The organism is Solwaraspora sp. WMMD406 (assembly GCF_029626025.1).
In the GTDB taxonomy this organism is placed as follows: domain Bacteria; phylum Actinomycetota; class Actinomycetes; order Mycobacteriales; family Micromonosporaceae; genus Micromonospora_E.
Map to the genome: position 1 here is coordinate 6456614 of NZ_JARUBF010000001.1, position 25789 is coordinate 6482402.

General features: G+C 70.5%; 17 protein-coding genes. 11 read left to right on the plus strand and 6 right to left on the minus strand.

The annotated features are described in order from the left end of the window. Window positions 1–87 precede the first annotated feature (87 nt). The 3 genes from O7632_RS28855 (at window position 88) to O7632_RS28865 (ending at window position 4413) form a co-directional block, all read left to right on the plus strand. On the plus strand, window positions 88–1374 hold the full coding sequence (locus O7632_RS28855; protein ID WP_278118893.1) for a hypothetical protein: 1287 nt from the start codon (window positions 88–90) through the stop codon (window positions 1372–1374). A gap of 97 nt (window positions 1375–1471) precedes the next feature. Further along, window positions 1472–2641, plus strand: coding sequence for a hypothetical protein (locus O7632_RS28860; protein ID WP_278118895.1), 1170 nt, complete (start codon window positions 1472–1474; stop codon window positions 2639–2641). Between the two features lie 260 nt (window positions 2642–2901). Beyond that, the gene (locus O7632_RS28865; RefSeq protein ID WP_278120483.1) at window positions 2902–4413 is read left to right on the plus strand and encodes a phospholipid carrier-dependent glycosyltransferase; all 1512 of its coding nucleotides are present in this window, start codon (window positions 2902–2904) and stop codon (window positions 4411–4413) included. A gap of 313 nt (window positions 4414–4726) precedes the next feature. On the opposite strand, the gene O7632_RS28870 is transcribed toward O7632_RS28865, so the two are convergent. After that, window positions 4727–6592 carry a PAS domain-containing protein gene (locus O7632_RS28870; protein WP_278118896.1) on the minus strand — a complete coding sequence of 622 codons (1866 nt, stop codon included), beginning with the start codon at window positions 6590–6592 and terminating at the stop codon, window positions 4727–4729. Window positions 6593–6729: 137 nt separating this feature from the next. Beyond that, complete coding sequence (locus tag O7632_RS28875) at window positions 6730–7620, minus strand: serine hydrolase (protein WP_278118898.1); 891 nt, start codon at window positions 7618–7620, stop codon at window positions 6730–6732. A 60-nt stretch (window positions 7621–7680) separates the two neighbouring features. On the opposite strand from O7632_RS28875, the gene O7632_RS28880 reads away from it, so the two are divergent. The 5 genes from O7632_RS28880 to O7632_RS28900 all read left to right on the plus strand — a co-directional run bounded on the left by O7632_RS28880 (window position 7681) and on the right by O7632_RS28900 (window position 19139). Then, on the plus strand, window positions 7681–7851 hold the full coding sequence (locus O7632_RS28880) for a hypothetical protein (protein WP_278118899.1): 171 nt from the start codon (window positions 7681–7683) through the stop codon (window positions 7849–7851). 162 nt (window positions 7852–8013) lie between these two features. After that, window positions 8014–10992, plus strand: coding sequence for a glycine--tRNA ligase (locus tag O7632_RS28885; protein WP_278120485.1), 2979 nt, complete (start codon window positions 8014–8016; stop codon window positions 10990–10992). A 429-nt stretch (window positions 10993–11421) separates the two neighbouring features. After that, entirely contained in the window at window positions 11422–17256 is a 5835-nt protein-coding gene (locus O7632_RS28890; RefSeq protein ID WP_278118901.1) for a ThuA domain-containing protein, read from the plus strand. Window positions 17257–17349: 93 nt separating this feature from the next. Next, complete coding sequence (locus O7632_RS28895) at window positions 17350–17889, plus strand: hypothetical protein (RefSeq protein ID WP_278118903.1); 540 nt, start codon at window positions 17350–17352, stop codon at window positions 17887–17889. Between the two features lie 350 nt (window positions 17890–18239). Then, window positions 18240–19139 carry a sulfotransferase domain-containing protein gene (locus O7632_RS28900; protein ID WP_278120486.1) on the plus strand — a complete coding sequence of 300 codons (900 nt, stop codon included), beginning with the start codon at window positions 18240–18242 and terminating at the stop codon, window positions 19137–19139. Window positions 19140–19251: 112 nt separating this feature from the next. Here the strand turns inward: O7632_RS28900 and O7632_RS28905 are convergent, their stop codons facing one another. Continuing rightward, window positions 19252–19713 carry a MarR family winged helix-turn-helix transcriptional regulator gene (locus tag O7632_RS28905; protein ID WP_278118904.1) on the minus strand — a complete coding sequence of 154 codons (462 nt, stop codon included), beginning with the start codon at window positions 19711–19713 and terminating at the stop codon, window positions 19252–19254. A 30-nt stretch (window positions 19714–19743) separates the two neighbouring features. On the opposite strand from O7632_RS28905, the gene O7632_RS28910 reads away from it, so the two are divergent. Further along, window positions 19744–20856, plus strand: a complete 1113-nt coding sequence (locus O7632_RS28910; protein ID WP_278118906.1) for a GNAT family N-acetyltransferase — start codon at window positions 19744–19746, stop codon at window positions 20854–20856. 86 nt (window positions 20857–20942) lie between these two features. On the opposite strand, the gene O7632_RS28915 is transcribed toward O7632_RS28910, so the two are convergent. Next, complete coding sequence (locus O7632_RS28915; RefSeq protein ID WP_278118908.1) at window positions 20943–21383, minus strand: VOC family protein; 441 nt, start codon at window positions 21381–21383, stop codon at window positions 20943–20945. A gap of 166 nt (window positions 21384–21549) precedes the next feature. Then, entirely contained in the window at window positions 21550–22569 is a 1020-nt protein-coding gene (locus tag O7632_RS28920) for an aldo/keto reductase (RefSeq protein WP_278118910.1), read from the minus strand. Window positions 22570–22698: 129 nt separating this feature from the next. Between O7632_RS28920 and O7632_RS28925 the strand changes: the two genes are divergently transcribed. Both O7632_RS28925 and O7632_RS28930 read left to right on the plus strand, forming a co-directional pair. Further along, on the plus strand, window positions 22699–23310 hold the full coding sequence (locus O7632_RS28925) for a TetR/AcrR family transcriptional regulator (protein ID WP_278120488.1): 612 nt from the start codon (window positions 22699–22701) through the stop codon (window positions 23308–23310). A gap of 114 nt (window positions 23311–23424) precedes the next feature. Continuing rightward, window positions 23425–23802 (plus strand): hypothetical protein, encoded by a 378-nt coding sequence (locus O7632_RS28930; RefSeq protein WP_278118912.1) that lies wholly within the window; start codon window positions 23425–23427, stop codon window positions 23800–23802. 88 nt (window positions 23803–23890) lie between these two features. On the opposite strand, the gene O7632_RS28935 is transcribed toward O7632_RS28930, so the two are convergent. Then, complete coding sequence (locus O7632_RS28935) at window positions 23891–25759, minus strand: hypothetical protein (RefSeq protein WP_278118914.1); 1869 nt, start codon at window positions 25757–25759, stop codon at window positions 23891–23893. Window positions 25760–25789 lie beyond the last annotated feature (30 nt).

The window sequence follows — 25789 nt, forward strand, 5'->3', positions numbered from 1 at the left end:
GACAACCCCTGTCACCTGCGACAATAGACACAGCCCGGTAACCGCGAATTCACCCGGTACGGTCACGACCCGACTACCTTCGGCGCGGTGACCGTGAGCTTCCCGCGAGGTGACCTGGCTGACGCCGCAGCCGGTCTGCGCGTCGAGTACGCCGGCTCGGTCTACGCCGCCGAGGAGATCGCGCGCGGCGCGGCCTACCGGCTGATCAGCCCCACCGCCGACGCCGGCTTCCACCCCACCGACCGGGTCGGCGGACAGTGGCACCGCTTCGTGCACGTCACCGAGATCAGCGCGGTACACGGCGAACGGCCCGATCCTGGCTCCAGGACCGGGGCCGGTGGCCATGGCGGTGCGCTGGTACGCAACACGTTGGACGCCCCGCTGATGGCACCGTTGACCAGGACCACGACCTGGTCGGACGTCCACCAGCTCAGTCAGGCCCAGGTCCGAGCCGGTGAGCCGGCGATCGCGGGGATCCGGCGGACCGCCACGATCGCGCGGGGCACCCGGATGATGAAGGTGCTCTCCGGCCGGCAGGCCGCCGGCTTCCTGCGCGGTTGGTCGCCCGCCGGCTTCTGCTACCGCGAATACGACATCGCGCACCTGCGTACCCCGACGGATCTGACCCTGCTGCGCACCGACGGCGACGCCGGCCGAGACAGCCTGGACGTGGCGTACGCCCTGCGCTGGCGGGCCATCGACCCGGTCGACTACGAGATCCCGGCCGGCCCGGCGTACCAGGGACTGGTGACCATGCCGCCCCGGGACCGGATCGGCCCGCCGGTGCTCGGCACCGGATTCACCCCGAGCGACCGGCACCTGATCCCGGAGTTCGTCACCGCGAACTTCACCGACGTACCGCTGTCGGCGAACGCGGCACTGCTGGCGTACACACCGGACGGCGCGGAGCTGGTGCTCTACACCTTCCAACCGGAGCAGCGGGGCTGGATCCGGATGGCCGGCCCGCAGTGGCGGCACCTGCTGGACGGGATTCCCGAGATCTCCTCCGACCAGGAATATCTCCGGACCGCAGACGTGGCCCAGCCCAGCCAGCTCGTCGGCGGCTATCACGGCCAGTACTACGAGGCGGTCGCCGATCCGCCGGACGACTTCCGGATTCTGTCGATGACCAGGGCAGCTCGCTACCCCATCGAAACGATGGCCCGCCGGCTCCGCTTCACCACCTGGCGGCAGGCCCGGTGCCAGGTGCTCCGGCAGGAAACCGGGTGGAGCCGGCTCCGGCTGTGCCATCCGACACCGGAGGCGGTCGCGGGCCTCGGCGCGCAATGCTACGAGCGCGGCGTCTACGAGGTCTGGGCGCCGACCGCGGAAATCACCGACGAGGGGCCGACCGACCTGCCGTACGAGCTGTAGGTGGACGGGGTCGCGAGGCCAGCGGTCGATCCACCCGTGCCGCGACACGCCCTCGGGCTACCACCACCGCGCCGCCGGTGGGGTGTCAAATGGCGGAGTGACCCGTGATTCCGCCGTACCGCACCCCAGCGACGGTCCGGAGGCAGTGGATCCGCACCCAGCGCCGACCCCACCCGCCGGTGCGCCGACCGGCACGTCCGCTGACGCCCTCGCTGGCCCTCGCGCCGGGTCAGTCGACCCGCCGAGCCCGTGGGCGGCCACCGGCCCCGATGCCACCTGGTGGCACGGCGGCACCGCCCGGCCGGCTCGCGCGGCAGGGCCACGCGGTCACGACCGCCGGACCGGCATCCGGGTGCGACAGCGCCGGGAGATCGAGACCGGACCACGGCCAGCGGCGCAGCCGGAGGTTCCCGAGGTCGCGGCGGAGCCGACCCGCACCGAAGCGGCCGCCGCGATCGAGGATCCGACCACCCACGACGTCGACTCCGAGCACAGCACCGGCTCCGAGCACGACGTCGACTCCGAGCACGGCGCCGACTCCGAGCAGGACACCGAAGCGATGCCGCACGACGAGGCCACACGTACGCTCGGTAACGAGGTCGGAAACGAGACGGAGGCCGCCGGCGGGGACGCCGCCCGAGACGCAGCAACGGACGTGCCGGAGGAGCCGGAACCGGCCCCACCCGTCGAGGCCACCACGCCGGGCCGGCGACCGGTACGACGCAGCGACGCGACGGCCCGCCGCACCGTCCGTACCCGGAGTCGACGCCGCAAGCCCCGCCGGCCGGCCACCGGAATCGCCTGGATCCTGGTGTTGTCAGCGGCGGCGGCGTTCTTCGGCTGGGTCAGCGCCGAACCACTCTGGCTCGCCACCGGACGAGGCACCGCCGGCACCGCCACCGTCACCGGGTGCACCGGAAGCGGGCTGGGGCAGCGGTGCCTCGGCGAGTTCGTCGCCCACACCGGCTTCACCGCCGATCAGGTCCGGTTGTTGGGCGTTGCGCCGCACCAGCAGACGTACGGGACCGAACTGGCCGCGCGGATGCTGCACCCCGATCGGGGCACCGCGTACGTGGTGGCCGATCTGGCCATGACGCATCTGCGGTGGGCGGTCGGTTGGACGTTGGTCCTGCTCTGCGGCGTCGGCCTGGTCTGGGGTAGTGGAGCCCGCCGGCTCGCCACCCGTTCGGCGCGCCACGGCGCCACGCTCGCCGCGCTCGCCGCGCCGGTGGTCGTCGCCGCCGGCTTCCTCGCCGCCAGTTGGTGAGAACATGCCGCCGGTCGGCGGGAACATATCGACGACCCGAAATGCCATCTGGTGAGCGAAGCTCCCCAGATCGTCGATGAGCGGCCTACGATCACTGCGTGATCTCGGCGGCGACTTCTGACGCAGTAAGCGGTGACCCGGCGACGGCGAGGGCGCGGCCAGCGAGCCCGCCGGACGCCGACTCGATCGGACCTGCCCAGCCGGCCGACGCCGATCCGGCCGGCCGGGGCACGGGCCGGGACGATCAGGCCAGCGGTGGCCTGCCAGCGGTGATCCGGCGCCGGCTGGCACCGCTGGACAACTGGCTGGATCCGTGGTCCTGGCTGGCTACCGCTGTGGTCGTGGCGATCGGCGCGGCGCTTCGGTTGCTCAATCTCAGCCATCCGTCCGGCACCGTCTTCGACGAGGTGTACTACGCCAACGAGGCCAACGAGCTTCGGCAGTACGGCTTCGAGTGGGACGAGACCAACAACACCCCCGCGTACGTGGTCCACCCGCCGCTCGGCAAGTGGATCATCTCACTGGGCATCAGAGCGTTCGACTTCACCGAGTTCGGCTGGCGGATCTCCGCCGCCGTCGTCGGCATCCTGATGGTGCTGATCATCACCCGGACCGCCCGCCGGCTGTTCCGTTCGACCGTGCTCGGTTGCATCGCGGGGCTGCTGTTGGCGCTGGACGGATTCCACCTTGTCCTGTCCCGGACCGCCCTGCTCGACATCTTCCTGGCGTTCTTCGTCCTGGCCGCGTTCGCCGCGCTGGTCGTCGATCGGGACTGGTCCCGGCGACGCTGGCTACGGGCCATGGAGAACGGCCTGGACCCGACCCGACCCGGCCGTGCCGGTCGGCCGCCCTTCGAGGTGCCGTGGTGGCGGCTACTCGCGGCGGTGCTGCTCGGCTGCGGCCTCGCGGTCAAGTGGAGCGCGCTGTGGTTCATCCCGGTCTTCGGACTGCTGGTGGTGTGGTGGGAGGTGGGGGCCCGACGGTCGGCGGGGGTACGCCGCCCGTGGCGGGACACCGTCATCGACGAGGCGGGTTGGCTGCTGCTCAGCGGCGTCCTGATCCTGGGCACCTATGTCGCCAGCTGGTCCGGCTGGCTGTCGACCGACGGCGGCTATCTGCGGCACTACCGGGCCGACAACGGCATGTCCGAGCCACCGTTCATCGGGGCGCTGCTCAATCTGTGGCACTACCACCAGCAGGCGTACGGCTTCCACAGCACGTTGGAGGTCGAGCACCGCTACCAGTCGTGGCCCTGGCAGTGGCTGCTACTGGGCCGTCCGGTCGCCTTCTACTGGTCCGACCAGACCGACTGTGGCGCGGCGAGCTGCACCGGTGAGGTGCTCCTGCTCGGTACGCCGCTGCTGTGGTGGTCGTTCCTGCCGGCGCTGGCCGCGCTGGTCTGGCTCGGTATCGCCCGCCGGGACTGGCGGGCCGGAGCGATCCTCGCGGCGGTGGCGGCCGGCTTGCTGCCATGGTTCTACTACGCCATGGAGGGTCGGACGATGTTCTCCTTCTACACCGCGCCGGCGCTGCCCTTCATGGTGCTGGCGGTGACCTACGTGCTCGGCGCGATCGCCACTCCGGCGAACGGCGCGACGGCACCGTCGAGTCCGGTCAACAGTGACCGGCGAATGATCGGCGCGGTCATCGTCGGTGCCTACGTGCTGCTGGTGGCGGTCTGCTTCGCCTACTTCTATCCGATCTTCGTCGGTCAGCCCTTGCCGTACGAGGACTGGTCTGCCCGGATGTGGCTCGGCGGCCGCTGGATCTGATCGGTCGGACGTCGGGCGGCCGGCCCGGATGCGCAGGACCGGGCCGGCGACACCAATGCGGGTGACCCAGACAAGCGGGTGACACGAAAAGCGCGCCCCGATCGCCTGCCACGGGGGAAGCGGGCGATAGGGGCGCGCGAACCAAGCTTAACCACGCAGCCGGTACGGCACAACGGGCGGACCGCAGGGAGTTTGCCCGTTAAGCACCGTACGGAAGAACCGACATAGCACCTTCGGTCTACACTATCCACATTCCAGTGCAAATACGACACGAGGTCGGCCGCCCCGAGGGGACACCTCCGGCCACCCGAGGTCAGCGAAACCGTTGCCGGAGACTGCGTCGGTTCTGTCCCGGCGCGCTCCCGTCGAGTCGCCGACGGGCCGACTCCGATTCCCTGCGCCGCAGTGCGGCCACGTCCCGCAGGTTCAGCACCAGGCCGCGTACCCCCTGCACCTGACGCAGATCGCGACAGCGCACCTCCAGCAGCACATGGCTGCCGTCCGGGCGGCGCAGAATCCACTGCGCACCGACCGCGCGGCCGGCACCCCGCTCGCTGGCGTCGGCGAGGGTCCGGGCCACCTGGGCGTGGTCGTCGGGGTGGATCAGATCACGCCAGTCGGCCAGAACCTGAAGGTCGACACCGAGCAACGGACCACAGGGCGAACTGGCGTACCGGATCCGATCATCGGAACCGACGATCATCACCGCTTCACCGGCGGTCCCCGCGATCAGGTCGAGGTAACGGTCCCGGTCCCGCAGGGCGGCTTCCTCCGCGACCGCCATCCGGTGCACCGCCGACACGGCCTGACCGGCGACCACCTCGACGGCGTCCCGGCTGGCCGCCAGCACGCCGTTCTCGGCGGCGACCAACAGGACCACGCCGGAGCCGGCGGACGGCACCGGGGCGGCCAGGGAGACCATCAGCGTCGCGGGCGCCGGCGTCAAGAGGTCGACCAGGTCCGGATGCAGCAGTCGGGTCGGCATCAGCCGGCTGCGGCGCTCGGCACCGACACCGCCCACCGGCAGGGCGTGGTCGACGACGATCTGCGGACGCCAGCCGGTCGGACCGGCCAGCGCGACGCCCGCCTCGGCGGCCGGGCGGCACACCGCGAACAGCAGCTGGTAGGCGGAGTCGACCGGTAGCAGCCGCGCCACGGAGCGCCGGATCGCGGCGGCCACCTCTTCCACGGTGGTGGCCGACAGCAACAGGGCACCGCTCTCCCGCAACGACTGTTCCCGGCGTATCGCGCGACGATGTCCCAGCACCGAGTCGGTGAACCGGATCACCGCGAGCACCATGGTCAGCGCGGTGACGGCAGCGATGACCAGGTCGACGGCGAGATCGGACGGGCCGCCGAGAAAGGCCCGGAACAGCAACAGGACGGGCACGGTCAGGCAGGTCAGCGTCACCATGCTGACCCGCATCGCCGCGATCTCGTCCGCGCTGGGCCGCGCCGGTGTCGCCAACCTGGCCATACTGTGGTGCAGACCGGCGGCACCCCAGGTCAGATAGAAGGTGAACCATCCCAGCTCGGCCAGGATCCCCGGTCGCCAGCCGTCGCCGAGCTGCGCGACGGTGTAGTAGAGGTCCGCCAGCAGCAGGCTCGCGGCACCGATCGCCAGCAGCAGTACGGACGGGTCGCGCCAGGCCGCGGCGGCCAGTCGCAGCATCACCACGACCACGAGTACGCCGCCGAGGCTCTGCAGGGACAGCAGTACCTTCGCGGCCGTCGGCAGGTCGACCGAGACCAACGCCGGGCCGACCACGAGTGTCCACGTGACCAACCCGGCGACCAGGAACAGGATCAGGGTGTCCAGCAACCCGGCCCGGTCCCGCAGCGCTACCGAAGTGCGGGTCAGGATCAGCACACCCGCCGCGAGCAGTCCGAAGTTGACCAGATAGAGACCTTCGGCGAGCAGGCCCAGGGAAGTGTCGGTGAATCGTGGGGAGAGCTCGTAGCAGACGTCACCGACGGCCAGCACGGCGACGCCGCCGGCCAACAGCAGCCACGGAACCCGCCGAGGTGGACGGTGGTGGTGGATTCCCCAGACCATCGCGGCGACACTGGCGACACCGGTCAGTCCCCACCACAGTGCGGCACCGGCGCGCACCGCGAAGACGGCGACACCGAGACATGCCAGCACCACGAGGTAACCGGTCAGGACGCGCCGCGGCACCGGAACTCCTTCAGCCCCGGGGGCCACATCGGACCAGCTGGACCGTACCGCCCCCGGTTCCCAGCATGAAGGCAGCGACCAGCCGGCACAACATCGCGTCGGTAAACAACCAGCACGACATCGCGCCGGTCGACGCGTCAGCCGCCGTCGACCGGCCGGATCCGCGGCGGCACCGGCCGGGCTCCGGTGCCCGGTATGGTCGCCGCGGCGACGTGGTCGAACATGACCCGGCCGAGCACGGCGTGTGCCTCGACCGCCGGGTGGGTGGCCCCGTAGTTGTCTTCGTCGCCCAGACCATCGGCGAAGAAGACGTACACCAGGGTGGGCGCGCCGTCGGCGGTGAACATGATCCCGACCTCGTGCCGGGCCGCCCCGCCCGGATCGTGGTCCGCGCCGTGCTTCGTGGCGGTCCGGCTGCGTTCGTTCGACGACATCACCCGCCGTACGCCGTCGTGGTAGCCGTCGACCCAGCGCAGGATGCCTAGCAGGAACCGGCAGGACGCGTCGCTGAGCAGGCGGTGGTCGGCGAGCCGGGTGAGCAGGTCGTGGGTCTCCCGGGCGGTCGTCGTGCCGAGGTGGAACGCGTTCTGGTTGGCGACCGGCTCGACCCGGGTGTGGGTGAACCCCTTCGCCGCCAGGATGTCGTTGATCTCCGTCGCCGGTGCGACCCGGCCGCACATCCGTACCGCCGTGTTGTCCGAGACCAACAGCATCGCGGTGAGGACGTTGGCGATGGTGATGTCGTCGCCCCAGACGCCGTGCAGGTGGTAGATGCCGCTGCCGCCCAGGACGAGGTCGGCGGTCAGGTGCAGCTTCTGGTCGAGCCGCAGCAGACCCCGGTCGACCTTGTCGAGTACGGCGGTGGCGACGGCCAGCTTCTGCACGCTGTAGCCGTGAACGATCCGGTCGGCGTCGTCGACGATCACCGGCTGCCACCGGCCGGCCGCGTCCCGCCTGGTCACGTACGAATGCCAGGTGCCGCCGGCCCTGGCCCGTTGCCGCAGATAGCCGCGCCGGATCCGTTCCACCGCGTCGATGGTGCCACCGGCTGATGGAATTCGACCCGACCGCTGCCCGATCCCGGTAGCGTGAGAAAAGGCCTGCGCGGCACGGTGTCCCTCTCCCCCGATCCGCGGTTGCCCGACATCGACCTGCTCGCCCAGCACTTCACCGGCCGGCCCTATGCCGACCGGGAGCATCCGAGAGTCACCGCCTGGCTGACGGTCGAGGCGTACCACGCCTGGGACTTCACCGGCTAACGGCCGAGCCGGCTGACAGCCGAGCCGCGCTCCCGCGCACAACCCGCTCGGCCCGCCAGCGGGTCGGTCCATAGAATTGCCGGTTGGAACCGACCGAGCCGCTGGCTGCCAGATCTCCGGCATGCCGGCCACGACCGACTTTGGGAGCATTTCGTGCTGACGATGCAGGACGCGCTGGCCCGCCTCGCGGCGTACTGGGCCGAGCAGGGCTGCCTCACGGTCCAGCCGATGAACACCGAGGTCGGCGCCGGTACGCTCAACCCCGCGACGTTCCTGCGGGTCCTCGGTCCCGAACCGTGGCGGGTCGCCTACGTCGAACCGTCGGTACGCCCGGACGACTCCCGGTACGGCGAGAACCCCAACCGGGTCCAGACGCACACCCAGTTCCAGGTGATCCTCAAGCCGGAACCGGGTGACGCGCAGGAGCTCTACCTGGGCAGCCTGGCCGCGCTCGGCATCGACGTCACCGCGCACGACGTCCGGTTCGTCGAGGACAACTGGGCCTCGCCCGCGCTCGGCGCGTGGGGGCTGGGCTGGGAGGTCTGGCTGGACGGGCTGGAGATCACCCAGTTCACCTACTTCCAGCAGGCGGGTGGGATCAACCTCGACGTGCCGTCGGTGGAGATCACCTACGGCATCGAGCGGATCATGATGGCATTGCAGGGGGTCCGCCACTTCAAGGAGATCGAGTACGCCCCCGGCGTCTCGTACGGGGAGATCTTCGGCCCGGGCGAGTACGAGATGTCGCGCTACTACCTCGACGACGCCGACGTCGCCACCAACCGGCAGCTGCTCGACCTGTACGCCGCCGAAGCGCAGCGCATGATCGACGCCGGGCTTCCGGTGCCCGCGCACAGCTTCGTCCTCAAGTGCTCACAGGCCTTCAACGTGCTGGACTCGCGCGGTGCCGTCTCCACCGCGGACCGGGCCACCGAGTTCGCCCGGATGCGCCGGCTCGCCGGCGAGGTCGCCCGGCTGTGGGCCCGCCGCCGCGAGGAACTCGGCCACCCGCTGGGCGTCGTGCCACCGGCACCGGCCGGCCAGGCGCACCCGTCGGCCGCGCCGGCCGAAGCGTCGGGCCCGGCCCGGCGGCTGGTCTTCGAGATCGGCACCGAGGAGATGCCACCGTCGGAGGTCCGTTCGGGCCGTCAGCAGGTGGCCCGGCTGCTCGCCGAGCGGCTGGCCGGCACCCGGCTGACGCACGGCCCGATCCAGGTGCTGGCCACGCCGCGCCGGCTGGTGGCGGTGGTCGACGGGGTCGCGGCCCGCGAGCCCGACCACACCCGCACCGTACGCGGTCCGAAGGTCGCCGCCGGGTTCCGCCCCGACGGCACCCCCACCCCGGCGGCGAGCGGCTTCGCCCGGTCGCAGGGTGTCGAGGTGACCGAGCTGGCTCAGGTCGAGATCGGCGGCGTACCGCATCTGGCGGTGCTGCGCGATGAGCCCGGCCGCCCCGCCGCGACGGTCCTCACCGAAGTCCTGGCCGGGGTGGTGACCGGTCTGCGGTCGGCCAAGAACATGCGCTGGCGGGATCCGCAGCTGTCGTTCACCCGGCCGATCCGGTGGCTGCTCGCCCTCTGGGGCGACGTGGTCGTGCCGGTCGAGGTGTCCACCCTGGCCGCGGGCCGGACCACGCGGGTGCACCGGACGGCGGCCGAGTCGACGGTCCCGGTGGCCGACGCGGAGAGCTACCTGGACACCGTCCGGGCCGCCGGGATCGTCGTCGACCCGGACGAGCGTCGCGAGATCATCTCGGCCGCCACCGCCGAGCTCGCCGCCTCCGCCGGCGGGCAGGTGGACCTGGCCGCCGAGGCCGGCCTGCTGACCCAGATCGTCGATCTGATCGAGCAGCCGACGCCGCTGCTCGGCGGATTCGAGGAACGCTATCTGGAGTTGCCCGAGGCGGTGCTCGCCACGGTGATGCGTAAGCACCAGCGGTACCTGCCGGTGCGCGACGCGAAGGGTGCGCTGCTGCCCAGCTTCGTGGCGGTCGCCAACGGCGCCATCGACCAGGACCTGGTCCGGGCCGGCAACGAAGCGGTGCTGCGGGCCCGCTACGAGGACGCGGCGTTCTTCTACCGCGCGGACCGGGAGACGCCGCTGCCCGAGCTACGGGCCCGACTGGCCCGGCTGACCTTCACCGACAAGCTGGGGTCGATGGCCGACCGGGCCGGACGGGTCGGCGGCCTCGCCGTCGAGCTGGCCGAGCAGGTCGACCTGTCCCCGACCGACCGGCAGGCCCTGGCGCGCGCCGCCGAGCTGGTCAAGTTCGATCTCGGCTCGCAGATGGTCACCGAGATGACCAGCCTCGCCGGGGTGATGGCCCGCGACTACGCCGCGCACGCCGGTGAGCCGGCGGCGGTGGCCGACGCGGTGTTCGAGGCCGAACTGCCGCGCAGCACCGGTGACCAGTTGCCGCAGACTCTGCCCGGTGCGGTGCTGTCGCTGGCCGACCGGCTCGACTTGGTGACCGGGCTGGCCGCCACGGTCGGCCTGCCGACGGGCAGCAGCGACCCGTTCGCCATCCGGCGGGCGGTGCTGGGCCTGCTGGCGGTGCATCGCAGCCAGCCGGTCCTGACCGGATTGTCGTTGACCGCCGGGCTCGCGGCGGCGGCCCGTCGGCAGCCGGTGCCGGTCAGCGACGCCGTACTCGACGAGATCGGCGAGTTCCTGACCCGCCGGGTGGAGCAACTGCTGACCGAGGAGAGTCAGCCGGTCGACCGGGTCCGGGCGGTGCTGCCGCACGCCGATCGGCCGCAGCTGGTCGACCGGCTGTTGGCGCAGCTCGACCGGCTCCTCGACGATCAGCAGTTCCGTGACCTGGCCGAGGCGTTGCAGCGGGCGCGGCGGATCGTGCCGGCCGACGTACCGCCGGGCTACGATCCGACGCTGCTCACCGAGCCGGCCGAGGTACGGCTGCACGAGGTGGTCAAGCAGGTCCAGGCCGATCTGGACCACGGCATCGATCTGGACCGGTTCACCGAGATCGCCGGTCGGCTCACCGGTCCGGTGAACGCGTTCTTCGACGAGGTCTTCGTGATGGCGGAGGACCCACGGCTGCGTCAGGCCCGGCTGGGTCTGCTCGCCACGGTCGCGGCGCTCTCGGCCGACGTGCTGGATTGGCCGCAGCTGCGGATGTGATCCGGCTGCGCCAACACAGTTATTCACCCAGAGTCACGTCTTCTTGACGAAGCGCGGTCGACCGACCGGGTGCGTCTGACCACGCCCCATCGCCACCCACTGCCACCATCACCACGTGCGGTTACACGATGACTTCAGGTAGTGGTACCAGCGGTCCCGTCGCCCTCTTCGATCACGCCCTTGACCAGCGGTTTCACCGCGCCGATGGCCCACCTCGGGCCACCGGCGGGAAACCTGCACGCCACCTCGGTTATGAAACTGTTACACAATCAACCCTTGCCGGAAACAGAGCCGACGGTCCCTAATTTGTCCAACGGCTTAACAAATCCCTCGGTGAGCGGGTCGTGGCAGCCCTCTCACCGAGGTCACAGGGACGGCCATCGGCGGGTCGGCCCAGGAAGACCCTGTTCACCAGGACGAGGAGACCACGTGTCCCGAACCCGCCAACGCCATGCACCGCGTGGCCCACTCACTGCCTCCCTACTCTCGCTCACTCTCGCGTCGACCGTCGTTCTCGGCGTACCCGCCGCGCACGCCGCACCGGGCACACCCGGCGGCCCGGCTCAGGCGGCCCCGGCCGTCGAGGCCGCCGCCGACCCGTACTCGGTGCTGGTCTTTTCCAAGACCGCCGGATTCCGGCACGGGTCCATCCCGTCCGGTATCGCGGCAATCCAACAACTCGGTGCCGACAACGGCTTCACCGTCGACACCACGGAGGACGGTGCCGCCTTCACCGACGAGAACCTCGCCAACTACGCGGCGGTGATCTGGCTCTCCACCACCGGTGACGTCCTCGACACCAACCAGCAGGCCGCGTTCGAGCGCTACATCCAGGGTGGCGGCGGATACGCCGGTATCCACGCCGCCTCCGACACCGAATACGACTGGCCCTGGTACGGCGAACTGGTCGGGGCCTACTTCTCCGGTCACCCCGCCAACCAGAACGCCACGGTCAAGGTCGAGGACCCGGCCCACCCGTCCACCGAGTCGCTGCCGGCCGAGTGGACCCGCTACGACGAGTGGTACAACTTCCAGACCAACCCGCGCGGTGACGTCCACGTGCTGGCCAGTCTCGACGAGACCACCTACACGGCCGGTGCCGGCGCGATGGGGTACGACCACCCGATCGCCTGGTGCCGCGACTACGACGGCGGCCGGTCCTGGTACACCGGTGGCGGCCACACCAACGAGTCGTTCGCCGAACCGGAGTTCCTCGACCACCTGCTCGGCGGGATCGAAACCGCCGCCGGGGCACGCGACGCCGACTGTGGCGCCTCGCTGACCGAGAGCTTCGAGAAGGTCACCCTGGACAGCAACACCAGCAACCCGATGGAGCTCGACATCGCGCCGGACGGCCGGGTCTTCTACATCGAACGCGACGGCCGGGTGCAGATCATCAAGCCGGACACCGGCAACACGGTCACCGCGATCGACCTGGACGTCTTCACCGGCAACGAGGACGGCCTGATCGGCATGCGGCTCGACCCGGACTTCGCCGACAACGGCTGGGTGTACCTCTACTACGCACCCGACGACGGCGTGGCCCGCAACCTGCTGTCGCGGTTCACCGTCACCGGTGACACCATCGACCCGGCCAGCGAAGAGGCCGTACTGCAGGTCGACACGCAGCGCAACACCTGCTGCCACGCCGGCGGCACGATGACCTTCGACAGCCAGGGCAACCTCTACCTGGCGACCGGGGACAACACCAACCCGTTCGAGTCGAGCGCCTACACCCCGATCGACGAGCGGGCCGGCCGGCAGGACTACGACGCGCAGCGTACCTCCGGCAACACCAACGACCTGCGCGGCAAGGTGATCCGGATCCACCCGGAGAACGACGGGACCTACACGATCCCGGAGGGCAATCTGTTCGCGCCGGGCACCGCGCAGACCCGCCCGGAGATCTTCGCGATGGGCTTCCGGAACCCGTTCCGGATCGGCGTCGACCTGGCCACCGACACGCTGTACGTGGCGGACTACGGCCCGGACGCCAACTCGGACAACCCGAACCGGGGACCCCGGGGTCTGGTCGAGTGGAACATCGTCGACACCCCCGGCAACTACGGCTGGCCGTACTGCACCGGGACGAACGAGGCGTACAACGACTACCAGTTCCCGTCCGGCCCGAGCGGCGCGAAGTTCGACTGCTCGGCCCCGGTGAACAACTCTCCCAACAACACCGGTCTGACCGACCTGCCGCCAGCGATCCCGGCCACCGTCGACTACGGCTACAGCGGTGACCCGCGTTACCCCGAAATCGGTGGTGGCGGCGCGCCGATGGGTGGCCCGGTCTACCGCTACGACGCCGACCTGGTCTCGGAGCACAAGTGGCCGGCCTACTACGACGGCAAGGCGCTGCTCGGCGAGTGGAACCAGTCCAAGATGTACACGATGCAGGTCAGTGCCGACGGCACCGAACTGATCGACATCAACCAGCTGCTGACCGGTATGAGCATGGTCCGGCCAATGGACTTCGAGTTCGGTCCGGACGGCGTGCTCTACATGATCGAGTGGGGCAGCGGCTTCGGCGGCAACAATGACAACTCGGGCGTCTACCGGATCGACTACATCGCCGGTGCCCGGGCCCCGATCGCGCAGGCCACCGCCAACCCGACCTCCGGGCCGGCTCCGCTGACCGTCGAGTTCTCCAGCGAGGGCTCGCGGGACCCGGACGGTGGCACGCTCACCTACGCCTGGACGTTCGGCGACGGCGGCACCTCGGACGAGGCCAACCCGACCCACACGTACGCCGAGGCGGGCAACTACACCGCGCAGCTCACCGTCACCAACCCGGCGGGACGCACCGCGGTGGCCAACGTACCGGTCACGGTCGGCAACACCGCTCCGACCCTCACCATCGAGTTCCCGCCCAACGGTGGATTCTTCGACTGGGGCGACCAGGTCCAGTACACGATCTCCGTGACCGACCCCGAGGACGGCGAAATCGACTGTGAGCGGGTGCAGCTGCAGGTGCTGCTCGGCCACGACGAGCACGCCCACCCGCTGGACCAGTACACCGGTTGCTCCGGCGTGGTGCAGACCCAGCTCGCCGACGGTCACGGCGCGGAGGCGGACGTGTTCACCGTCTTCGAGGCCACCTACACCGACAACGGCGGGGTCGGCGGCGCCAACCCGCTCACCGGCCGCTCGATCGAGCTGCTGCAGCCCAAGCGCAAGCAGGCCGAGTACTTCACCGCAACCGGTCGGATCTCCGGCGCGACCGGCGGCGGCGACCCGGGCGTGCAGCTGGAGACCACCAGCGACCCGCAGGGCGGCAACCAGAACATCGGCTTCATCGAAGACGGCGACTGGTGGTCGGTCGACCCGGCCAGCCTGACCAACATCGACGAGATCCGGTTCCGGGTCGCGTCGGCCGTCGAAGGCGGTCGGATCGAAGTCCGTAGCGACGCGGCCGACGGCCCGCTGGTCGCCTCGGTCGACGTGCCGGGCACCGGTGACTGGCAGGCCTGGACCGACGTCACCGCGCCGGTCACCGGCGAGCTGGACAGCGGAACGCTGTACTTCGTCGCCCGGGACCCGGCCGGCGGCACCGGTTCGCTGTTCAACGTCAACTGGATGGACTTCCTCGGTCGCGGCGTCACCGACAACGCGCCGCCGCAGGTCACCGTCACCGCCACACCGACGTCCGGCACCGCGCCGGTCACCGTCGCGTTCGGCGGTACGGCGACCGACGCCGAGGGCGACACCCCGCTGGCGTACGCCTGGGACTTCGGTGACGGCTCGACGGCCGACACACTGGAGGCCAGCCACACCTACACCACGCCGGGCACCTTCACCGCCGTGTTGACGGTGACCGACGCCCGGGGCGCGCAGTCCTCGGCGTACACCCAGATCCGGGTGGAGGCCCCGACCACGTCCTGCTTCGGGGCGCGTTCGGACGACTTCCTCGGTGACGCACTCGACCGCGACCGCTGGACGGTGGTCCGGGAGAGTCAGGTCTACTCGGTTGCGGGCGGCTCGCTGCTGCTGCCGACCGGCGTCGGTGACCTGTACGGCTCTCGTAACGACGCCACCGACCTGGTGCTGCAGCCCGCGCCGAGCGGTGCCTGGCAGGCCACTGTCAAGGTCACCCTGCCGGTGACCGCCAACTACCAGCAGGCTGGTCTGCTGCTCTACGGCGACGACGACAACTACGCCAAGGTCGACCTGCTGTACAACGGGTCGCGCCGGGTGGAGTTCATCCGGGAAACCGCCGGAACTCCGCGCAACGAGGGCGCCGACGCCACCGACGCACCCGTCGGTGACACCATCTACCTGCAGCTGACCAGCGACGGGACGAACCTGACGGCGGCCATGTCGGCCGACGGCCAGACCTTCACCCCGGTCGGCCGGTCGGCGGCGCTGGCAGGTATCACCGACCCGCGGATCGGGGTGTTCGCCCTCAACGGCGGCACCGAGGCACCGGTGGTGGACGCGGCGTTCGACTGGTTCCAGATCACCCCGGACGAGCCGGCCGGCCCGGTCGAGGCCTCCGACGAGTTCGACGGCTCCACGCTGGACAAGTGCCGGTGGGACGCCATCGTACGGGAGGACCCGTCCGCGTACCGGGTTGTCGACGGGTCGTTGCAGATCGACGTACCGAACGGTGACATCTACACGGGTGACAACTCCGGACCGACGAACTTCATCTTGCAGACCGCGCCCGAGGGCGACTGGACGATCGAGACGAAGGTCGACGGCAGCCTGCTCAACGAGCAGTACCAGCAGGCCGGTCTGCTCGTCTACGCCGACGACGACAACTACCTCAAGTTGGACTACATCACCGACAACGCGGCAGGTTCGGCGGTCAGCCGGCGGATCGAGTTCCGCAGCGAGATCGGCGCGACGGTCCAGAACCCGCAGCCGCAGGTCAGCGAGCTGACCTCGGGTGTGTGGCACCTGCGATTGTCCCGCGTCGGTGACACCTACACGGCCGCGTACTCGGCCGACGGCACCGAATGGACGGCGTTCGAATCGCTGACCAACACGGCCGTCGGGGCCACCCCGAAGGTCGGGTTGTTCACCCTCGGCGCCAACCAGACGGCGTCGAAGACCGCGTCGTTCGACTACTTCCGGTTGACCACCGAGGCGGTCGAGGAGGACACCACCGCGCCGGTGACCAGCGCGACCGTCACCGCGGCCGGTGAGCCGGTCGACGGCTGGTACGGCGGAGACGTCACGGTCGCCCTGACCGCCACCGACGAAGACGGTGGCAGCGGGGTGACGAGCACCGAGTACGCGCTCGACGACGACACCGAGTGGACCGCGTACACGGCGCCGGTGACGGTGACCGGTGACGGCAGCCACGAGCTGCGGTTCCGGTCGACCGACGCCGCCGGCAACGTCGAGGAGACCAAGTCGGTCACCTTCAACATCGACGGTACGGCGCCGGTCAGCTCGGCGGAGTTCGCTCCGGCGAACGACAACGGCTGGCACGGCGGCACCATCCCGGTGGTGCTCTCGTCGACCGACGCCGGTTCCGGCGTGGCGCTGCTGGAATGGGCGCTCGACGGTGGCGACTGGACGCCGTACACCGAGCCGGTGGCGATCAGCGGTGACGGTGAGCACGAGCTGCTCTACCGGGCCACTGACGCCGTGGGCAACGTCGAGGCGCTCAAATCCGCCGTGGTCAAGATCGACGGCACGAAGCCGACCCTGTTGATCTCCGGCCTGGCCGACGGCCAGCTGTACGGGGACAGCCAGGACGTGCGGGTGTCGTGGGAGGCGGTCGACCCGACCTCGGGGATCGCGACCGTGGTCGGCACGCTCGACGGCCAGCCGTACGCCAACGACACGCTGCAGGTGATGTACGACCTGCCGCTGGGGATGCACGAGCTGACGGTGACCGCGACCGACAAGGCGGGTAACGACACCAGCTCGACGGTCCGGTTCTTCGTCACCACGTCGTTCCGGGACATGCAGGCGTTGATCGACCGGTTCAAGGCGACCGGGCAGCTGTCCAACATCGCGCACCGCAAACTGTCCAACAAGTTGGACGCGGCGCGGCTGTCGGAAGCGGAGGGCAAGGACAAGCGGGCGACGCAGCAGTTGACCGCGTTCAAGGCGCTCGCCGCTGACCCCTCGTTGGTGACCGACACCGACGTACGGGACGTCCTGGTCCGGGACGCCGACGCGATGATCGTCCGCCTCGGCGGCACGGCCACCGCGGCCGGGGTGGCGGCGAACGGCGGTAAGCCGGTCACCGGCGCCGGTCGGCTCGACGAAGATCCGACCCGGGTCGAATCCGACCAGCAACTCTGACGGCACGGGTCCCGTCCGCGGTCCCGCCCAGCCTGATCTCCGGGCGGGACGGGGCGGGACGGGGCCCTTGCCCAAGGTCTCGAGGAGTGCATGATGCGTCTCACCCGTGGAGCGGTCGCCGTGCTGGTCGGCCTGTTGCTGGCGATCCTGCCGGCGGCCGGCGCGGCGCAGGCGCACGACAGAACGCTCAGGCTGGAAGTCGCCGGCGACGGCGCCACCGGAGTGACCGTGCAGGCCACCTACACCGACGGGCACCGGCTCGAGTCGGTCGTCCGGCTGGTGCTGACCGCTACCGCCGAGGGCGGGCGGACCGTGGGTCCGACCCAGCTCGAACCGGTCGGTGAAGGGCAGGGCTTCTACTTCAGCGGCCCGGTCCTCACCCCGGGAACCTGGCAGGTGACGGTCAGCGCGCCCGCGCCCTACACCGGTGCGACGACGGCAGAGGTACGGGCGGTCGAGGGCCAGGCGCCGCCGCCGGCCGAGCTGGCGGAACGGGCCGAAGCGGCGAACGGATCCTCGAGCGGGGCCGGTTGGTGGCGGTGGGCATTGCCGATCGGTCTCGCCGTACTGGCATTGGCCGTACTTGCGGTGGCGGTGTCACCGACTCGTCGCCGTACCGGCGGCAAGGTCTGAACCTGCGGCACGGCCGCACCAATCGCTGAGTCTCACAGCCCGGGTCGTCTTCGTGACGACCCGGGCTTTCCGTGGTCTCCATGACGGATACGGCTTTTGGTCGTCTTCGTACCGGCCGTAGCCGTTGGGCGGTCGGCTGGCGCGACCAGGCCGTCTGGTGGTTCACGGCAGGCTCCGCCATGTCGTCGACCACGCGATCCCGTGGGTGGGCGAACGCCGGCGGGCGCCGCTGCGTAGAATCCGCGTCCGACACGGATACACAGTGGAGTCTAGTGTCCAGACCGGACACGATGACCAACAGGGCTGGAGGGACGATGCGCCGACCTACGGTTCGGTACCAGAACGCGATCATGGACAGTGGCCGGTGGGAGGGATTCCCTTTCCGCGCCGGTGACATCGTGGTCTCGACACCCGCCAAGTGCGGCACCACGTGGACTCAGACGATCTGTGCCTTGTTGATCTTCCAAACGCCGGATCTGCCGCGCAAACTGGACGACATCACTCTATGGCCCGACATGAAGACGCGCAGCCAGGCCGACGTGTTCGCGTTCTACGAGACGCAGCAACACCGGCGCGTCATCAAGACCCACACCCCGTTCGACGGTCTGCCGATCCTCGACGAGGTCACCTACATCGCCGTCGGGCGGGACCCGCGCGACGTCGCGCTGTCCTGGGACGCCCACTTCCAGAACACCGACTACGACGTGGTGCTGAAGATGCGCGGCGAGGCGGTCGGCAACGACGACCTCACCGGTGATCTGACCGACGACGCGCCGCCACAGCTGGAGACCGAGTACGAGCGGTTCTGGGCCTGGATCGACAACCCCGACGTGCAGATCGGCCTGCCGTCGATGCTGCAGCACATGTCGAGCTTCTGGGCGGAGCGGGATCGGCCCAACGTGCTGCTGCTGCACTACGACGAGCTGAAAGCCGACCTGGAAGGCCAGATGCGGGCACTGGCCCGACGGCTCGCCATCGAGGTGCCCGAACAGCTCTGGCCGGAGCTGGTCCGGGCGGCGACGTTCGACTCCATGCGCAGTCGGGCCGACGAGTTCGCCCCCGTGCGCGCGATGTGGCGCGACCCGAAGCAGTTCTTCAACCGGGGGGTCAGCGGCCAGTGGCGTGACCTGCTCGACGACGCCGACCTGCGACGGTACGAGGAGCAGGTCGCCAAGCAGGCCGTACCGGAGCTGGTCGACTGGCTGCACCGGGGACCGATCACGACCGCCGCACCGATGCCCGGCCGCTGAGGCCGCTCGCGGTTCACGACCGTTCACCCGGCCCGGGGCCGCGTTGCGGCGGGGAATTCCCCGCCGCAACGCGGCCCCGGGCCGGACCACATCTGGTCCTGCCGTCTCGCTTTCAGGGCCCCTCCAGCCGCTGGGCGATCCGTTCCAGGGCGGCGAGGTCGGCCGGCGTGAGCCGGTCGACGAAGTGGCGCCGTACCGAGTCGACGTGGGCCGGCGCGGCGGCGGCGAGTGCGTCGAGCCCTTGGGCGGTGAGTTGCAGCAGACAACCCCGACCGTCGGCCGGATCCGGCGCGCGACGCAGCAGGCGGCGGGCCTCCATCCGGGTGGCGTGTCGGGACAGCCGACTGCGTGACCAGCCCATCTTGTCGGCCTGCCGACCCAGGGTGCTGGTGTGCCCGGGCTGTTCCGACAAGGTGCTCAGCACCTCGTAGTCGGGTCCGGAGAGACCCACCACGGCCAGGTCGCGTTCCGTGCCGACCTGAACGGCGACCATGATGCGCCGGAAGGCCCGCCAGGCTCGTTCCTCGTCAGGCCGCAGCCAGCGTACGGCATCGGCCGGCCGTTTCGTTGACATGTAATCAATCTAGCATCTACGCTCGTTTCCATGTCAACGAGCCAACTCCGCGTTCTCGTACTGATCTGCAGCAACCGCCCCGGGGCCCTCGGGCCGACAATCGGGCGGTGGCTCGTCGACGCGGCCGCCCCGCAGGCCACGCGGCTCGGCGCCGAACTCGTACCGGTGACCATCGACCTGCCGTTTTTCGACGAAGAGCAGTCCCCTTCGTCGGGTGTCTACCGCAATGAGCACACCCGCCGGTGGAGCGCGATCGTCGACGCGGCGGACGGGTTCGTCGCGGTCACCCCCGAGTACAACTACGGGATGCCGGCGACCCTCAAGAACGCGCTGGACTACCTCAACGCCGAATGGGCGTGGAAACCGATCGGCTTCGTCAGCTACGGCCACACCTCGGCCGGGACCCGTGCCGTCCAGCACGCCAAGCAGGTGGTGACCACGCTGCGGATGGTCCCGCTGGGTGGCACGGTCGCGATCCGCATCGGCGATTCCGTCCAGGATGGCCGACTGCGACCGGACCCGACCCGCGACGCCGCCGGCGTCGCGCTGCTCGACGAACTGGCCCGCCTCGCCCACGCGCTGCGTCCGATGCGCGAACGCGCGCGAGCCGGGGCCGTGCCCGGCTCGCCGGCCGGACCGCTGCCCGGCTCCTACGCCAGACGGCTGACCCCGGATGACGCGCCGGAGGTCACCGTTCTGCAGCGGTGCTGCTGGGTGGACGAGGCCGTGCTCAACGACAGACTGGACATCCCGGCACTGCACGAGACGCTCGACGACGTACGCGGATGGCTGGCCGACTGGCACACCACCGGCATCTGGCGGGACGGCCGGCTGCTCGGCATGGTGCGGACCCGCGCCGACGGCACAGACCTGCACCTGGGTCGGCTTGCGGTCGTGCCCGACCTGCGCGGCCGAGGCCTCGGCCGATGGCTGCTGCGGACGGCCGCCGAAGCCGCCGGGCCCGACATGCGCCGTATCGTGCTGGTCACCGGCGCCAGGAGCACCCACAACCTCGCGCTCTACCGCAGCGAGGGATACCAGCTGGCGCCCTTCCCCGGCCCCGACGGGACCATCAGCCTGGCCAGGGACCTGCCGGCCGGCCCGGCCTGCGCACAGCCCTGCTCGACGCGCTCGCCGCGCTGAACCCGGTCGCACCGACCCCGCCGACACCGAGGGCACGGTCATCGCAGCCGGCGCCGTCGACGCGATCCTGCGTGCTCCGGTGGCCGTCAGGTGAGCTGTTCGGCCAGCCCGACGATGATGCCCTCAGGGCCACGGACGTAGCAGAGCTTGTAGAGCTCCTCGTACTGTGCGAGCTCGCCGACGAGTTCGGCGCCGTGGGCGCGCAGCCGGGCGACGACGTCCTCGACGTCGTCCACGGCGAACATGACGCGACGAATGCCCAGCGTGTTGGCCGGTGCGTCCTTCGGCTCGGGCCTGATCGCCGTCGGGGTGTGGAACATGGCCAACTCGATCTTGCTGTGGCCGTCCGGGGTCCGCAGCATCGCGATCTCCTGTCGAACATCGTCGATCCCGATCACCCGCTCCACCCACCGCCCCTCGACCGGCCCCCGGCCCTCCAGCTCCATGCCGAGCTCGACGAAAAACGAGATGACGGCGTCGAGATCCTCGACAACGATGAGGACGTTGTCCATCCGCTGGATCGCCATGCACGTCCCCTTGAAGTGTGTGGAGCCACGTTGGACTCGGCCCGCAAAGGTTAACGCAACGCCACCCGCACACAGCACGTCGTGGTGGGAAACCTCGGACAGGGCGGTCATGATCTCCACAGCTGGGCGGGTCGTCCACGCCGTCGGATCCATCCCGGTACGCGGGTCAGCGGCGACGTAGCGCCGGGTCCAGCAGAGCGGGCGGGGTGTCATGCTTCTCGTGCGGAGCGAGGTCGACACCGGGTGCCACGATCCTGTCGATGGCATCGAGCACGTCCGCGGTCAGCACGACGTCGGCGGCGGCCAACTGCGAACGCAGGTGGTCGACGGTGCGCGGCCCGATGATCGCGCTGGTCACCCCGGGGTGCGCGGTGACAAAGCCGAGCGCGAGTTGGATCATGGTCAGGCCGGCGTCGTCGGCGACGGTGGCCAGCCGCTCGACCGCGTCGAGTTTGGCCTGGTTGGCGGGGACGGTGAGGTCGTACATCTGGGGCCGGAAGCCGGATCGGTTGGTGCTGATCTGCCGGTCGGCGCGGATCGCGCCGGACAGCCAGCCGGAGGCGAGCGGGCTCCAGGCCAGCACACCCATGCCGTACTCCTGGATCACCGGTAGGACGTGGGCCTCGATGCCGCGTTGCAGGATCGAGTACGGCGGCTGCTCGGTCACGTACCGGCTGGTCTTGTTGTCCCGCGCGGCCCACTGGGCCTGCGCGATCCGGTAGGCGGGGAAGGTCGACGAGCCGAAGTAGCGGATCTTGCCGGCCCGCTGCAGGTCGGTCAGCGCCGACAGGGTCTCCTCGTCGCTGGTGGTGGGATCCCAGCGGTGCATCTGGTAGAGGTCGACATGGTCGACGCCGAGCCGGCGCAGGCTGTCGTCCAGTGCGGTGACCAGCCAGCGGCGGGAGCTGCCCCGGTGGTTGCGCTCGTCGCCGATCGGCATGGTGGCCTTGGTGGCGAGCACGATGTCGTCGCGGCGACCGGCGATGGCCTTGCCGACCATCTCCTCCGACTCGGCAGGGCCGTACATGTCGGCGGTGTCGATGAGGTTGATCCCGGCGTCGAGGGCGGCGTCGACGATGGCGGTGGCCTCCTGCTGGCTGGTGCTGCCGGCGGTGCTGAAGTTCATCGCGCCGAGCACGAGTGTGCTGACCTCGACGCCGGTACGGCCGAGAGTGCGGTACTGCATGAGGGTGTCTCCTTGATCGGGGTCTACTGGTCTGGCACGCTGGAGCGGTAAGCGGAACAGTGTTCCGCCAAGAACGATACGGAACGCTGTTCCGTTTGCCAAGTGAGAAGTCTGAGGTGACCGCGCGTGATCGACACCGCCAGCTGCGACGGGCCCGGAGAGCAGCCGGCTCCGCCGCGGAAGCGGGCCGACGCCCGGCGCAACCAGCAGACACTGTTGGACGCCGCCGCCGCGGCGTTCGTCGCATCCGGCGTCGACGTGCCGGTACGCGACATCGCCGCCCGGGCCGGCGTCGGGGTCGGCACCATCTATCGCCACTTCCCCACCCGATCCGACCTGATCCTGGCCGTCTTCCGACACCAGGTCGAGTCCTGTGCAAGCGCCGGACCGGGCCTGCTGGCCAGCAGTGACACCCCGTACGCCGCGCTGACCCGATGGATCGACCTGTTCGTGGACTTCCTGGTCACCAAACACGGCCTCGCCGGAGCGCTGCAGTCCGACGACGCCGCCTTCCAGACCTTGCACCGCTACTTCACCGACCGGTTGGTCCCCGCCTGCGCCCAGCTGCTCGACGCCGCCGCCACCGCTGGCGAGGTCCGCTCGGACGTCGACGCCTACCAACTCCTGCGCGGCGTCGGCAACCTCTGCGTCGGCGACGACAGCGATCCCCGCTACGAGGCGCGGCGCCTGGTCGGCCTGCTCGTCGCCGGACTGCGCGTCGCCGAGAGCCGGTCCGCCTAGGGCCGACGCGCCGTCGTCAGTCAGGATGACGCGCCTGTCCAAGGATCGTCCGGGTTGTGGCCGGACGGTACGCTGGCCGCCCGTACGGCGGAAGACGCAGGTAGGGAGGCCGGGATGCCGTTGCCCCGCTGGCTGGCCCGGATCAACAGACGGGTCGTCAACCCGAGGGAGATCCGTCGGGGCGTGCGCCCGGTACTGACGCATGTGGGCAGGTCATCGGGCCGGACGTACCAGACTCCGCTCGACGCCCACCCGCTGCCCGACGGCTACCTTTTCACCCCGCTGTACGGGCCACGTACCGACTGGGTGCGCAACGTGCTCGCCGCCGGGCAGGCCCGCCTGACCGTCAACGGCGAAGAAAAGCAGCTGTCCTCCCCGCGGATGGTGCGCAAGCGCGATGTCTGGCCGCTGCTGCCGCCCGGCACCAAGGCCCCGCCGGGCGTCTCCGACGATTCCGAACTGCTGCGGATGGACGTGGACCAGGCGTACTGACGCCGGACCGTCAGCGCAGACCATCAGCGCAGACCATCAGCGCAGACCATCAGCGCAGAGCATCAGCGCAGACCATCAGCGCAGACCATCAGCGCAGACCGAAGACAGGTCCGCGTGGGGTGAAGGGCAAGCGCGCACCGTCCGGGACGAGGAAGGCGTGTTCGCAGCGGATCCGCAGCACATCGCAGTCACCGTCGGTGATGACCAGGATCGGCGCGGTCGAGGGAAAATCCGCCGCGCCCTCCAGCAGGCGAATCCCGGGCTGCAACACCGTGCCGCCGCGTCCCCGGATCCGGACCCGGCCGGCGATCTGCTCCACCGGCAGATACCCGGCGTCGTACGGGTGGGCGTCGCAGAACACGACGCGCGCGGCCGGCACGTCCCGGGCGGTGGCGTACGAGGCGATCGCACCGAGCGCCTTGCCGAGCAGTTCGTGGTTCATCGACCCGGAGGTGTCCAGCACCACTCCGAAGGTGCACCGGGACACCGGCTCGTCCGACCAGCGCCAGCCCGGGCGCGGGATGTCCGGTGTGCTGGCCTGCCGGCGCGACGGGCGGGCGTAGGACCGGGCCCGTTGCGGCGACGGTACGTACTCGTCGAACCAGTGGGCCAGTTTGGCGTCCCACGGCAGTGGCGGGTGCTGCAGCACCCGGATCTCGGCGACCAGCCCGGCCGGCAGGTGTCCCCGGCCGTCGCGCTGGTGGTAGGCGTACCCGTCGAGCAGCGCGCGCCGGTAGAAGTCGTCCAGGTCGGCCCGGTGGCCGGGACTGCCGGTGTACGGCAGGGGTTCGCCGAGCACGTCACCGAGCCCGGTGCCGCGCAGGGTGGCCAGTTTGCGCAGCCGGCGCAGGTCGGTGGCGATCTGGTCGTAGACCGCTTCGGCGGACAGGCCGGCCAACCGCGGATCGTGCAGCAGGCCGTCCGGCGGATCCCCGACCCCCATCTCGATCAGCCAGCCGTTGACGACGTAGTCGGCGGCCACGTTCCACAGGTACGGATCGCGTGCGCCGACCCGGTCGCCGTGGCGCAGCGCGGCGTGCAGCATCTCGTGCGCCAACACGAACCGCCATTGCGTGCTCGACAGCTGCCGCAGCGGATTGAGGTAGATCTCCCCGGCGGACGGGGACACGGCGGCGATCGTGATGTCCCAGCTGTGGGCAAGGTCGACGTCGGCGACCAGGGTGAACCGAGCCGCCAGAGCGCCGAGCAGCGGATACGACGACAGAAACCAGCTCATCGCCAGGTGCCAGGGCTGGCGGCGGGCGGCCGGGTCGGTCAACGAGGCGCGTGCCCCTCCGGCCACGTCGACCGCGGCCACCGCCGCCGCCGACAGACCGACCGCGAACTGGGCCGGCCAGTCCCACCCCGCCGCCGCCGTCGTCCCACCCGACGTCGTCCCACCCGACGTTGTGCCGGCCGCCGTCGTCCCACCCGACGGCGGGACCAGGTCGGAGGCGTTGCCGCCGGTGCCGCAGCCGACGTACTCCGCCGGTACGCCGGCCTGGCGCCATTGCCGCAGCAGCACCTCCTCGTCGGTGCTGGGCAGTTCGGCCGGCAGCGGCAACGGTTCGGTGCCGAGCTTGACCGCCCGCTGGAACCGGGCGACCGCCAGGCAGGCCACGTCGGCGTACGCCGGATCGGTGGCGTGTCGGTCGGCGGCGAGATGGCCGAACCCGAGGTGCAGCAGACAGTGTGCCAGCACCCACACCCACTGCTCCTCGTCCAGCCGATGCGCGGCGCTGGCCCGGATCTGGCCACGCGCGTCGACCACGGCGATCGCCTTGGCCGCGACGAGCCGGCCGTCGTCAACCAGCGCGGCGTGTGCGCCGGCGGTCTGCCACGGCCCGACCGGGAAGCTGCGCATGGGCGCGAACATCGGATGGCCGGCCAGCCGCCGCCAGGCCGCCGCGAACGCGGCGGCGTTCGGGTCGACCCGCGTCTGCTTCTTCCGGCTCATCGTTCCTTCGTCCCTGGCTCGGGTACAGGC